The organism is Corallococcus exercitus (genome assembly GCF_003611585.1).
Lineage (GTDB): Bacteria > Myxococcota > Myxococcia > Myxococcales > Myxococcaceae > Corallococcus > Corallococcus exercitus.
This window is the reverse complement of record NZ_RAVW01000290.1, coordinates 1-12,407: the sequence shown is the minus strand read 5'-3', so window position 1 is coordinate 12,407 and position 12,407 is coordinate 1. Positions and strand designations below refer to the sequence as shown.

11 protein-coding genes are annotated in these 12,407 nt (G+C 72.8%); 5 read left to right on the top strand and 6 right to left on the bottom strand.

From position 1 onward, the window contains the following. Positions 1 to 124: 124 nt before the first annotated feature. The gene (locus D7W79_RS28960; protein WP_120528621.1) at positions 125 to 343 is read left to right on the top strand and encodes a hypothetical protein; all 219 of its coding nucleotides are present in this window, start codon (positions 125 to 127) and stop codon (positions 341 to 343) included. A gap of 11 nt (positions 344 to 354) precedes the next feature. Then, positions 355 to 1,788, top strand: a complete 1,434-nt coding sequence (locus D7W79_RS28955; RefSeq protein WP_120528620.1) for an AraC family transcriptional regulator — start codon at positions 355 to 357, stop codon at positions 1,786 to 1,788. A gap of 51 nt (positions 1,789 to 1,839) precedes the next feature. Here the strand turns inward: D7W79_RS28955 and D7W79_RS28950 are convergent, their stop codons facing one another. Together D7W79_RS28950 and D7W79_RS28945 are read right to left on the bottom strand one after the other, a co-directional pair. Beyond that, positions 1,840 to 3,030 (bottom strand): zf-HC2 domain-containing protein, encoded by a 1,191-nt coding sequence (locus D7W79_RS28950; RefSeq protein WP_120528619.1) that lies wholly within the window; start codon positions 3,028 to 3,030, stop codon positions 1,840 to 1,842. A gap of 46 nt (positions 3,031 to 3,076) precedes the next feature. After that, entirely contained in the window at positions 3,077 to 3,748 is a 672-nt protein-coding gene (locus D7W79_RS28945; RefSeq protein ID WP_120528618.1) for an RNA polymerase sigma factor, read from the bottom strand. Positions 3,749 to 4,236: 488 nt separating this feature from the next. On the opposite strand from D7W79_RS28945, the gene D7W79_RS28940 reads away from it, so the two are divergent. From D7W79_RS28940 to D7W79_RS28930, 3 genes are all read left to right on the top strand, one after another. Beyond that, entirely contained in the window at positions 4,237 to 6,003 is a 1,767-nt protein-coding gene (locus D7W79_RS28940) for a VWA domain-containing protein (RefSeq protein WP_120528617.1), read from the top strand. A gap of 16 nt (positions 6,004 to 6,019) precedes the next feature. Further along, positions 6,020 to 7,336 (top strand): hypothetical protein, encoded by a 1,317-nt coding sequence (locus D7W79_RS45280; RefSeq protein ID WP_244222024.1) that lies wholly within the window; start codon positions 6,020 to 6,022, stop codon positions 7,334 to 7,336. A 64-nt stretch (positions 7,337 to 7,400) separates the two neighbouring features. Further along, a complete protein-coding gene (locus D7W79_RS28930; RefSeq protein WP_120528616.1) occupies positions 7,401 to 7,829 on the top strand; it encodes a hypothetical protein in 429 nt (142 codons plus the stop codon). Positions 7,830 to 7,838: 9 nt separating this feature from the next. Here the strand turns inward: D7W79_RS28930 and D7W79_RS28925 are convergent, their stop codons facing one another. The 4 genes from D7W79_RS28925 to D7W79_RS28910 form a co-directional block, all read right to left on the bottom strand. Next, positions 7,839 to 9,008, bottom strand: a complete 1,170-nt coding sequence (locus D7W79_RS28925) for a metallophosphoesterase (RefSeq protein WP_120528615.1) — start codon at positions 9,006 to 9,008, stop codon at positions 7,839 to 7,841. Between the two features lie 11 nt (positions 9,009 to 9,019). Then, positions 9,020 to 9,277: an acyl-CoA-binding protein gene (locus tag D7W79_RS28920; protein WP_120528614.1), complete on the bottom strand. Its 258-nt coding sequence runs from the start codon at positions 9,275 to 9,277 to the stop codon at positions 9,020 to 9,022. Positions 9,278 to 9,322: 45 nt separating this feature from the next. Then, complete coding sequence (locus D7W79_RS28915; protein ID WP_120528613.1) at positions 9,323 to 9,838, bottom strand: DUF2267 domain-containing protein; 516 nt, start codon at positions 9,836 to 9,838, stop codon at positions 9,323 to 9,325. Between the two features lie 102 nt (positions 9,839 to 9,940). After that, a complete protein-coding gene (locus D7W79_RS28910; protein ID WP_120528622.1) occupies positions 9,941 to 12,289 on the bottom strand; it encodes a GMC family oxidoreductase N-terminal domain-containing protein in 2,349 nt (782 codons plus the stop codon). Between the last annotated feature and the right edge of the window lie 118 nt (positions 12,290 to 12,407).

Genomic DNA, 12,407 nt, shown 5'->3' with positions numbered 1-12,407 from the left:
ATCGCGGCGAGCGCCTCCACCACGGCGCTCGCGTCCACCTCGGCGGCGACACCCGAAGCCGTGGCGCCGAAGCCCGGCGCGACGCCGATGCCCACCGAAGTCCCGGGCCCCGGCCTGAAGTCCGGTGGAAGCGCCGGCCGTCGCGGCGCGGGACGTGGAGCAGGGGCCCCGGGACATCGTGGTCGCGTGCCCGGACCTGGCCACGCAGGAGCACTGCCTCAGGTCCGCGAGCGCGCGCGGGCTGCTCGTGTATCACCCCGGTGGACAGGGCGAGGTCCCCCGCTACGACGCGTCCAGCGAGCTGACCCAGGTGGCGCTGAACTCGCGGCCGGCCGCCCTGTGAGGACTTCCGAGATGACGCTCCGAACCCGCATCCCCGGCCTGCTGCTGGCGCTCTGCGCGCCCCTCGCGGCGGCCCAGACACCTTCCATCGCGGCGAGCGCCTCCACCACGGCGCTCGCGTCCACCTCGGCGGCGACACCCGAAGCCGTGGCGCCGAAGCCCGGCGCGACGCCGATGCCCACCGAAGTCCCGGGCCCCGGCCTGAAGTCCGGTGCGGCGCCGATGTCCACGGCCTCGGTGGCGCCTGCGTCGAAGTCCGGCGCGGCGCCGTCACCCACCGCCACGGCGGCCCCCGCGACGCCTCCCGCGTCCTCCGGCGGCATGCCCGCCGCGACGGACGCCACGCGCGCGAAGCTGCCGCAGGGCTGGTACGTCACGGAGAGCGCGCCCCGGCACTACGAAGCGGGCGTGGACGAGGACGCCCCGTGTGAGGGCACGCGCAGCGCGTTCCTGCGCTCGCGCACCCAGGCCACGGACAGCTTCGGCACCTTCATGCAGGCCTTCAGCGCGCAGGACTTCCGGGGCAAGCGCCTGCGCTTCTCCGCCGCCGTGCGCCACCAGGACGTGAAGGGCTGGGCGGGGCTGTGGATGCGCGTGGAGGGCGCGGACCCCAAGCAGCCGCTCGCCTTCGACAACATGCAGTCGCGCGCCCTCGTGGGCACCCACGGCTGCCAGCGCTACGACGTCGTGCTGGACGTCCCGCTGGAGGCCACCACCATCATGGCGGGCCTCATCATGAGCGGCGCCGGCCAGGCGTGGCTCGGCGGAGTGCGCTTCGAGACGGTGGATGCGTCGGTGAAGACGACGGATCTGCTCGCCCACGCGCAGCCCCTGCCCTCCGGCCCCCAGGGTCTGGAGGAGATTCCCGCCACCTCCCCTGTCTGGAGCGGCGGCGAGCGGCTGGGCCGCGTGGGCTACTACTGGTTCGACGCCCTCACCGTGCAGACGGAGAACCCGCTCGTGAAGGGCAAGGGCCAGCAGTGGCAGGGCACCGTGGGCGACGAACTCTTCGAGCACGGCATCGAGGTGAACGGCACCTACCGCAACTACCCGCTGCGGGTGAAGGTGCACGCGGGCGGCTCCACCACCCGCATCCAGGGCACCTGGGGCACCGGCCCCGTGGACATCCGCCTCAGCCCGGACGTGCTGCACATGCGCTGGGGGGTCTTCGAGCGCAAGCTCCTGCGCGACCGGGAGGCCGCCGCGGAGCAGGGCTGCAACGTCTACCGGCAGATGGAGGGCGTGCACGAGATGGACCGCATCGACGTGTGCGGCGTCGCGCTCACCACCCGGCCGCCCCTCACGCAGCTGGTGGTGTCGTTCCTCGCCAACACCTTCCGGCGCGACCCGTCCCCCTTCACGCCGCCGGTGCCGAGCACGCCCGTGCGCTCCCCCCAGCCGGACAACGCGGCCGGGAGCAATCGCCCCGCCACGAAGGCCCGGTAGGGCGGAGCGTGGGCGGAAGGAAGGGCCCTGCCCTTCCTTCACCGCCGGACGTCAGAACGCGAAGTCGCGCTCCAGCGTCTCCTGCCCGGCCTGCACCGTGAGGTGGGCCGCGTGCGCGCCGGTGGCCAGCGCCGTGGACAGGTCGAAGGACAGCCCCTCCGGCCCCTGCGTCGGCTTGAGCGACGGACGCCCCGGCGACAGGAAGACGGCGGCCGTCACGGCGCGCGTGCCCAGGGGCTGCACCAGCAGCCGCACCCGCTGACGCTCGCGCACCAGCACCACGCGGAAGTCGCGCCGCTCCTCCAGCACCTCGCGGTGCTCCGGCAGGCGGGCCGCGCCCGGGCGCCGGGCCACGTCCGCGCGGGAGTCACGCGCCGCGCGCGGGGCCTGCGCCCCGTCCTCGTCCAGCTCCAGCGCCTCGTCGATGGCGGCGTCGCCCTCTTCCAGCGCCAGCACGGCCTGCGCGCACTCGCCACAGCCGGCCGTGTGGGCCTCCACGCGCTCGCGCTCCTCGCGGCCCATCTCGCCCGAGTCCAGCCGCCACAGCTCGTCGTCCGTGAGGTGACGGCGCGGGGGGCTGTCCACCACCGCGGTGTCCGCCCGGTCCGCGCGGCAGCTGGCACAGTCCTTCAGGTGCTCCGGATCCTTCATGGGGCGGCCCGTCCAGGACGCCACCAGGTCATCGCAACCGGCCCGCGCGGAGAACCACCACGCGCCGGGACGCTCCACGGGGTCCAGGAGGTCGCGCTCGGCGCGGCGCTCGGCGTTGAGCGGGATGAACCAGCGCGCCCGGGAGCGCAGCGCGGTGTCCAGGTGGCCCAGCCCCCCGAGGAACCGCTCGCGAGCGGCGAGCGCGTCCCCGTCCAGCGGGCCCTTCAGCAGCTCCCAGGTGGCGAGCGCGCGGGCGGCGGAGGCGGCCCGGTCCCGGGCGGCCAGTCCTTCCAGCGCGGACGTGCGCCACAGCTCCGCCTCCTCACCCTCCTCGCCCAGCGCCACCTCCATCGACTCCTCGGCGGCACGCAGGAGCAGCGGCTGGAGCGCCTGCGGTTTCTGCTGGCGCAACCAGGCTTCCACTTCGGGGCGGTCCAGGCCCTTCAAGGCCTCTTCCACCCCGTCGGTGCCGAGCCGGTCCGAGCGGCGCAGCACATCCCCCACCACCTCCAACAGCTCGCCCACCGCGAGGGGGCCCGCGCCCAGGCGCGCGTACCGGGCCTGGTAGCGGGACAGCGCGTCGCCCTTCATCGCGACATCCCGGGCTGGGCGGAGGACTGGAGCCCCCCGCGGGGCGTCACGACGGCTCCTCCGGCAGTCCGTCCCGCTGCAGCTCCAGCAGGTACAAACGCAGGTATGCCTGGGCGCGGCTGACGCGCTTGTAGGAGTTCACCACGCTGATGTTCAAACGGCGTGCGCATTCCTCGTGATCCTCCACGTCCTCGTGGTGATACAGCTCCCATGCGGAAGCCTCCTTGGGGTGCTCCTGCTGGAGCCTGGCGTAGGCGGCCCAGTACAGCTCCTGCGCCTCGGCGCGCTCCTCGCGACGCCGTGCGCCTTCCACCGCCCGGGCCACCTCGGACGGCGTCTCTTCCATCACGTCGTCGGGCGAAGACGGCGCGGGCGCCAGCTCCTCCCGGTGCCGCCGGTAGAAGTCGATGGCGACGTGCTTGACGATGCGCAGGAAGAACGTCTTGGGAGACGCGCTCCTGCCCGGCATCTGCTCGGACACGCCCCGGAACTGGTCCAGGCCCCGGTCGAGGAACTTCCCCACCGCGTCCTGGAACAGCTCGTCGGCGTCCGCCGGGGAGCCGCGTCCGTAGCTGCCCTGAATCCTGCTGATGACGTAGCGGGCCGGGCGCGCCCATCGCGCGCACAAGGCCCCCAGCGGGGTCCCCACGGCCTCGCCCGTGGCGCGGCGGCGGGACACCTCCGCGAACAATTCCTCATCCGTGAGCTGCTCGTACACCGGAGGACCCTGGAGGCTGTCCCGGGACGTCCTCATCCCGAGAGGTTGGGTTACGGGGATGTGGCGCGGCAAGGTAGCACGTTGCATCCGCGGACAGCCTCCGACTGGTTACCCGAACCCCCGACTCCAGTCCCCCGCGTTTCCTGACACGCTTTTTTCGCGGGCCGCGCATGACGCGGCGGGTCTTCTCCATAGAGGCCCGGCCAGGCTCGCAAGACCCCGGAAACAGGCCTGGAAATGTGCCGTCAGGATTCCGGCCAGGGGGGCGTCCTGGGGGGCATCGCTTTCGAGCGCCCGGCCGAAGAGGCCCTACACGCCGTGGTTCGACTCCACCCCTCCGCTCACAAGGCGGGGGGACCGCCGGCGGTCCGGCACTGAACTCCAGTTTCAGCCAACCGGCTTCCTCACTCGGGCGCTCACCTTTTCCCTCCCCGCTCCCAGGCCGCCCTTCCGGGCATGCCTTCCGTCCCGAAAGGGGGACGACCGCCATGACCACCGCTCGCACCACCCAGACGACCCTTCCGGAGACGCAGCGCGGACCGGCCGAGCGGCTGCTCGACGTGGTGCTCGGCGGCTCGGCCCACCTGTGGCACCACCGCCCGGGCCTGGACGTGAACGGCACCTGGGTGGCCGCCGCCAACGCGGACGCGAAGGCGCAGGCGCGCGGCCGCAAGGTGGCGCCGGGCCTGTTCGTGCCCGCCGCGGTGAAGCTGTACGGCCAGCTCTTGGAGCTCCACCGCCTCAACCCCATGCTGATGGCGCACTTCGCGTCGTACGCGCTGACGCAGACGGACTGGCGCGACCTGAAGGTGGCCACCTGCGCGTTGATGCTCGTGCAGGAGCACGCGGGCCAGCCCGTGCGCGACGGCCAGGGCGCCGTCGCCTTCCACGACGACGACTACCGCGCCATCGGCGAGGCCATGGTGCTGCACTACGTGCGCCGCTCCACGCGGATGCTCACGCCCAAGGCCGTGCTGCGCGTGGCGGAGCTGCTGGAGACGCCGGAGATCGCCCGTCTCAACCGCGCCGCGGGCTTCGGAGACCCGGCGTCGCGCAAGCCGCCGCTGGGCCGCTGGAAGCGCGTGGCGCAGAAGTGGCTGGCTGCGCGCGAGGCGAACCTGCCCATGCTCCAGGGCCTGGTGAAGGCGGGCTACAAGGAGACGCTGAAGAAGCTGGCGCGCAAGGCGGGCTACAAGCCCCAGTCGCAGGGCTTCTTCGAGGTGCTCGGCTGGAAGCAGAAGCAGGCGGACGGTGGCCACCGGCAGGTGGGCCTGCAGGGCCTCACGCTGGTGAAGCGCGAGCGCTTCGACGGCCTCTCCGAGGCGGAGATCTGCGAGTGGATTGAACTGGAGCGGCTCTCCTACAAGGAGGTCGTGGGCCGGCTGCCGAAGGACGTGGGCCTCACGCCCGCCATCCTGGCGACGCTGCTGCCGTCGTTGTCGGACCGCGACCTGCGGCTGATGACGCCCACGCTGGAGGACCTGGGCCTCTTGCAGGAGCCCTCCGTGAAGGCGCGCTGGGAGCGGGCGGTGGCGAACGCGACGGATCAGCGCTCGCTGAACATCGCGAAGAACGTCCGGAGCGAGGACGTGCGCCGCAAGCTGGAGGAGGCGAGCGACAACGCGGTGAAGAAGGCGGTGGCGGAGGCGACGGCGGAGACGGACGTGCGGGTGATGTTCCTCATCGACAAGTCGGGGTCCATGGAGGGCGCCATCGAGCAGTCCAAGGAGGCGCTGTCGCGCATCCTCGCGGGCTTCCCGATGGACAAGCTGCACGTGGCGGCGTTCGACACCATGGGCACGGTGCTCAAACCCAAGGCGGCGAACCGCACGGCGGTGCAGCACATGCTGTCCGGGCTGAAGGCGTCCGGCGGCACGGTGCACGCGGCCGGTGTCCACGCGCTGCACCGCTCCGGCGTGCGCATCCCGGCGGAGGCGAAGCTGGTGGTGATGGTGGTGGGTGACGAGGCGGGCGAGGCAGGCGACCAGTTCGCCCGGGCCTTCCACGCGTGTGGCTACAGCGTGGCGGCCATGGCGATGCTGGTGAGCGTGGCGGGGGCGCGCGGCAACACGGTGCGCTCGGGTGCGAAGCAGCTGGGCGTGCCCTTCAGCGAGGTGAGCGTGGGGCAGTTCGCGGACCCGTATCAGGTGCCGCGCGTGCTCCAGGCGCTGATGGACGCGCCGCGTGAGGCGGGGGCCAGCCAGTCCGGCTGGGTGGACCGGGTGATGAGCACGCCGCTGTTGAAGGTGGCGTGAAGAAGGAGGCAGGGGCGTGGACTACCGGAAGCTGCTCGGGAAGGTGGAGTCGGCGGTGCTGCCGTATTTCGGCGGCGGGACCGTGGACGCGCCTTCACGCCGCCTGCGCGTCACCGAGCCCGTCGCCCCGGGCTGGTGGCGTTTCGAGGTGAAGGGCCGCGAGGCCACCGCGCGCGAGCCGGCCGCTCCGGAAGGGCTGGAGGCGCTGCCTCGCGTGCGGGGCCACGTCTGGGGGACGCGGCTGGTGCGCGAGGGCGCGGTGGCGGAGCCGCTCGCGTTGATGCCGGAGGAGGAGCCGCCGCGCCTGTCGCCGGTGACGGCGCGCCGCTGGCATGACGGGACGCTGCTCTTCGAGGGCGTGGAGTTCGAGGGCGAGGCGGAGGAGACGGCGCGCCGCGCGCTGGAGGAGGACCGGGCGCTGGGGGACGCGCGTGGCGTGAGTGCGTCGCTGCGCGCGGCGTTCGGCTTCGCGGTGCTGGAGGCGGCATCGCGCGGCACGGGCATCCCATTCGCGCCCGTGGAGGCCCGAGCGCGGGTGCTCGACGTGGCGCGCGAGGGACGCGCGGAGGCGGAGCGCTGCCTGCGCGGGCTCGCGGAGGAGCGGGCGCGCTTCCTCCGCATGCAGGCGGAGCAGGAGGCCCGGCGCGAAGAAGCGGAGACGCGTGCGTGGACGCACCGCGAGCACGGTGCGCCCGAGGTCTGGCGGGACGCGGAGGGACGCGAGATCGCGCGGCCGTTGTCAGGGCGCGAGCGCGAGCGATGGGACGCTCTCCACGCCCTGGAGGCCCGTGCGCGAATTCGCCATGAGTCCAGCACGTCGGAGCCCCCATGGGGCCAGGACGGCCGTGGCGTCGAGAGGGGCCAGCGCGGTCGTGGGGTCGTGCGGGACGGGCCGGAGCGCGGGGATGCGTGGCGCGACGCGGAGGGCCGCGAGACGACGCTGTCTTCCCGCGAGCACGAGACCTGGGAGGCGCGGCGGGATGACTCCGCGCGCGCTTCATCCCGGACCTCGGGCACGCGGGACGGACGAGGCCCCACGCGACACGGGCACCGGCGCTCGGAGTCGGACGTCGGCGCGTGGGTGGAGCGCGCGCTCGACAAGGCCGGCGCGCGGCTGCTGGCCCACCGCCGTCTGGGCGACGGCCTCCTGGAGGTCGTCTACACGTTCATGGGCGAGCGCTTCGTCACGGTGGTGGAGGCCGCGACGTTGCGCGTCCGCGACGCGGGCGTGTGCCTGGCGGGCGCGGACACCCGGGTCACGCTGGAGAGCCTGCCGTCCGTCCTGAAGGAAGCCATCGAAACGGACGCGCTGGTCATCACCCGGCACGTCTGAAACGCGCGTGTCCGACCCGGCCCGTTCCCCACGTCGGTACGGGCCATTCGGGAGGAAGAACTTCATGTCGACGACGCGCGAGGTGTGCCTGCTCATCGGGCCGGAGGACGCGGTGCTGTGGGGCGATTCGTTCGACGACCCCGTGGCGCTTCCGGACTCCCGCGCACGGTGGGAAGCCATCTGGAGCCTGCGGGACACGCTGGTGGAGATCACCCACAGCCACCCCGAGGGCCCCCTCGGCTTCTCCCAGGAGGACGAGACGACCATGGCCGCGCTCCAGGTGGCGCTGGGCCGGCCGCTGCGCTTCTCCGTGGTGGCCCCCGACGGCATGGTGGTCCGCATGGGCGGCGAGGACGTGCTGGTGCGTGACGAGCCCGCGTGGGCCGCGCCGCTGCGCATCGCCTCGGGGCTGCTGTACGGCCGTCCCCGGTCCGCCCCCACCCTCCTCCAGGAGGACGGCCTGCTCCTGGACAGCGCCCACCGCAAGCCGTGAGCCGCTTTTTCAGCCCGGCAGCAGGATGATGCGGGCAATCTCCGGCGGCGCGGCGACGCGCATGGGCGGACCCACGAAGCCGCACCCTCGGCTGACGTAGAGATGTGATTCGGCCAGCCTGCTCAGGCCCGCGTTCTGGTCGCCCCAGATGAGGTGGCCCACCACGTTGCCCGGGAACATCTGTCCGCCGTGCGTATGGCCTGAAATCTGGAGCCCCAGGCCACGCCGCGCCACCACCTCGAAGTTGGAGGGCTGGTGCGCCAGCAGCACCGACGCGCGGTCCGGCCTGCGCCCCTGGAGCGCCGCGTCCAGGTCATAACCGGGCTCACCGAACCGGCTCGCGCTCCAGTCGTCCACGCCGATGAGGTCGAAGGACGCGCCCGCGTCACCAATGGGCACGGTGCGGTTGCGCAGCACGGTGATGCCCAGCCCCCGGACGAACTCCGTCCACGCCTCCACGCCGGAGTAGTAGTCGTGGTTGCCGGTGACGAAGTACGCGCCGTGCCGGGCCTTGAGCGCGCCGAAGCCCTCCACGTAGCGGCCCAGCTCCGGCACCGTGCCGTCCACCAGGTCGCCCGTCACCGCGATGAGGTCCGGCTTGAGCGCGTTGGCGCGCGCCACCAGCTCATCCACGAAGCGGCGCTGCAACACCCCGCCGATGTGGATGTCCGTGAGCTGCACCAGCGTGAAGCCCTCCAGCGCCTTGGGCAGCCCGGGCAGCCGCACCGGGATGTCGCGCACGTCCGGCGGATGGAACGCGCGCCAGGCGCCGAAGCTGCTCACCGTCGCGCCCGCCACGGTGGCGCCCGCGGCAATCCCTCGCGCGAGGAAGGCCCGGCGCTCGGGGGACGGCGGCTCCGGGGCCTTGCGTACGCGGGCGAGCACGCTCCGCACCACGTCCAACCCCAGGGTGAACATGAGCAGGTAGAGCACCAGCCCCATCCACACCAGCAGCGCGATGCCCGTCCACCACGCCACCTCGGAGGAGAACATCGCCCCCACCATCCGGGCGCCCAGGGAGCCCACGAGCCCCCCGGCGAAGAGCCCCTTGCCCGCGCGGCGCAGCGCCCTGCTCGCCGTCACGTCGCGCACCAGGCGGCGGTACAGGTAGACGTGCGCCACCGCGAGCAGCGTGGTGACCGGCACGAGGAACAGCGCCATCCTGAGCCATTGGGGCATGAAGGCCGTGTCTACCCGCGCAGGAGCCGGTCCACGAGCGCCACGTACTGCTGCTTCGCGGCGTCCTTCGCCAGCCCCTTGCGGCCGGCCCACGCGTCGTACTTCGCGCGGCCCTTGATATCGAGCATGCCGGGGCGCTTGCCCTGAACGTCCCCTTCGGTGCCCTGCTTGTAGAGGGAGTACAGCTCCAGCAGCGTGTCGTTCGAGGGGGCCTTGGACAGCGTCTTCACCCGGCTCTGGGCGGCGCTGAAGTCATCATCGAGGGCCATGCGCGGTCTCCGGCAAGCGTGTGCCGGAGACCTTAACAGCCCGCTTCACATCGTCGGCAGCCAAAGGTGGCGGATGTCCGCTGGCAGCTGGGCGCTCACGTCCTCCGCCTCGCCCTCGCTGATCTGATGGCGGACGGCGTCCATCACCGCGCGCACCACGGGCTCCACGGCATCCGGATTCAAAGCCAGGTCCTCGCCTACCTGCTTCAGGAGTTCGTCGCGGCCGAACTTCTCCGGACGGGGCTCGGCGTCGTGGCGTTCACAGCGGTGCAGCAGCTCCGTGAGCTTGCGCGGCAGCTGCGCCTCCAGGTCGTGTGACTCCTCCACCTGGATGCGCTGCTCCAGGCCGCAGAGCACGGAGACGGCCGCCTGCTGGGCGACGCTCGGGGACATGCCTCCCCGCTCACAAAGGTGGTCGATGAAGCGGGCATACGTCTGACTGGCCCGCATCGCACTGCGCCGCGCACGCCGCTCCTCGATGGACAGCTCGCGCCGCTCCTCCGCAGGCTCCTCGTCCTGGGGTGTGCCCGAACGGCGCTGCGGATCACGGTCTTCAGCCATGGGGGTCCTCCCTGTCGGTCCCGGTGGGTAACAGGGTGCCCATGGCAACCCCCGAGGGCACGCCATCGCGGACTGCTGGACTGTCCGCCGGCTGCCTGACTGCTAGGCGGCCACGCGCCGGACGTAGGTGTCCCAGAGGGCGCCGAAGAAGAAGCCGCCGAAGCGGGCCAGGGCCTCCGCCCGGTGCACGCCGTCCCGGGCGTTGAGGACGCGCAGGGTGGTGAGCTGGCGGGCGAACTCCTCGGCCGTCAGCCGCAGGAAGCCCCGGCCGATGCACGGCGCTTCTGGCCCGTCTCCCTGGTGCAGGGACACGAACAGCGTCGTGGTGTCCTTCCACAGGTCCAGGCCCGGGTCGTCGTAGAGGTCCTTGTAGCCTTCCAGGTAGTACGCCTCGCCGGCCTCGCTGAGCAGGTGGAGCAGGTACTCCATCCGCTGGCCGCCCGGCCGCGCGTGCTCTCGGGTCATCAGGCGCAGCTCGCCGCGCTTCACCACCAGCGGGCGGGACGACAGCACCGGCGCCGTCACCGTGCCCATCAGCTTCAGGGGGTGGCGCTCGTCGCGCAGCGTCGCGTCCAGGTCCTCCGCCGTCACGGTGAGCACGAAGCGCAGGGGCGTGGCGTCGTCGCGCTCCGGGTCGCCGGCCTCCAGATGCGGGGCCTTCACGTCACCGGACACGAAGCCGTGCATCGTCTCCGTGAAACGCACGCCCACGGGCCCGGGGGCCGGACGGGCCTCCGCCTCCGGCAGCGGCGAGTAGTCGATGGTCCACCCGTGGCGCCGGGCCATCAGGGCGCAGGCGCGCTCGGCGACGGCGGAGATGGTGAGCAGCGGGTTGATGCCCAGCGAGCGCGGCACCACCGACCCGTCGGACACGTACAGCCCTTCGTGCACCGCGCGGCCGGAGGCGCCGGAGAAGACGCGCCCCTCGTGGTCCACCACGCCGTCCTCCGCCCGGTCGGCCATGACACAGCCGCCCAGCGGGTGCGTGCACAGGAGCTCCTTGCCGAAGGCCTCGGACCAGAGCGGGTAGCGCACGAAGGTGCCGCCCAGCGCGGCGGTGGCCCGGCGCAGGCGCTCCTCGATGCGGGTGAGCTGCGGGTCGCGGCCGGCGTCCGGCCAGTGCAGGCGCACGCGGTCGTGCTCCAGCCGCAGCTCGCCCTTGCCCTCGTCGTGGGACATCACCATCAGCGTCTGCGTGTGCTCCACCGCGCCGTGGTCCGGGCCGCGCACCAGGCTGTCCGCCTGGCGCAGCCGCTCCTGGACCCAGTCCAGGATGCCCTCGTCGGTGTCCTCGCCCACCAGCGCCGCGGCCCCCGCGAGCGCCGCGGGCATCAGCGACGCGAGCGCGCCGGGGATGGCGCCCTCCTCGATGATCATCCCCTCGTCCAGCCGCGCGGTGTCGCGCTGGTCGATGACGCCCGCGATGCAGGGGCCCACCGGGTCGCGCGTCTCGTGGTCCTGCGCGCCGTGGCCCACGCCGTGGACGGGCATGTCCAGGTTGTAGCCGAAGGCCAGCACGTCGCCGTTGCTGCTGAAGCGGTGGCCCAGCTTCGACGACACGGACAGGCCTCGCTCGCGCGAGCGCAGCAGGATCTCCGTCGTGCCCATGGTGCCCGCCGCCAGGATGACCCGGTCCGCGGTGAGCCAGGCGTCGGGCGCGTCGAAGCGCTCGCGGCCGGTGTTGAGGGGGCGGTAGTAGACGCGCCACTTCGCGCCGTCCGGCACCACCGCGCGCACCGCCACCTCCGTGAAGATGCGGGCCCCGTGCGCGTGGGCATCCGGCAGGTAGTTCATCAGCACGGTGTTCTTCGCGCCGGTGTTGCAGCCCGTGGCGCAGTCACCGCACAGCGAACACCCCGGCTGCCGCACGCCCGCGGCGTTGACGCCCGCCTCGAACGTCACCGCCACCGGAGGCCGCGTCAGCCGTCCGCCCAGCTTCTCCGCGGAGATGCCGAAGGTCTTGAGCTTCTGCAGGGGCGGATGGTCCTCCGGATACGGCAGCGGCCGCAGCATCAGCTCCGCGTGCGCGAAGCCGTCCTCCAGGAGGCCGTGCACGTCGGCGCGCAGGGCCTCCGGCCAGCGGGGGTCCTCGAACACGCGGGGGTCGGGCCGCATCGTCACGCCGGCGTTGATGAGCGACGTGCCGCCCAGGCCGCAGCCGTCGATGACGGACACGTCGCCGTTGCGGTGGACCTCGATGAGGCCCGTGGGGCTGCCCACGTCCAGGTCGCCCTGGCCCGGGGCGCAGTGGAGCTGGAACTCGGCCACGGCCTGCGCGGGCGTGCGCGGCATCTCACCCGGGTGCATCTCCCGGCCACGCTCCAGCACGCAGACCTGCTGTCCCGCGCGCGCCAGGCGACTCGCGGAGATGCCCCCGCCATAGCCAGACCCCACGACGACCACGGGGTAATGGGATGCCAGCTCACTCCACGGGGATGACAGCCTGCGCATGCTCACTCCTGGCGGCCTGACCGCCGCCTTTTTCCAGGAACCGCTTTTATTCCCTACCGCTGACGCCAGGAGGGGTCCGCATGCTGCGCGGATCAATGCCCCGGATCCACTCCCCGTC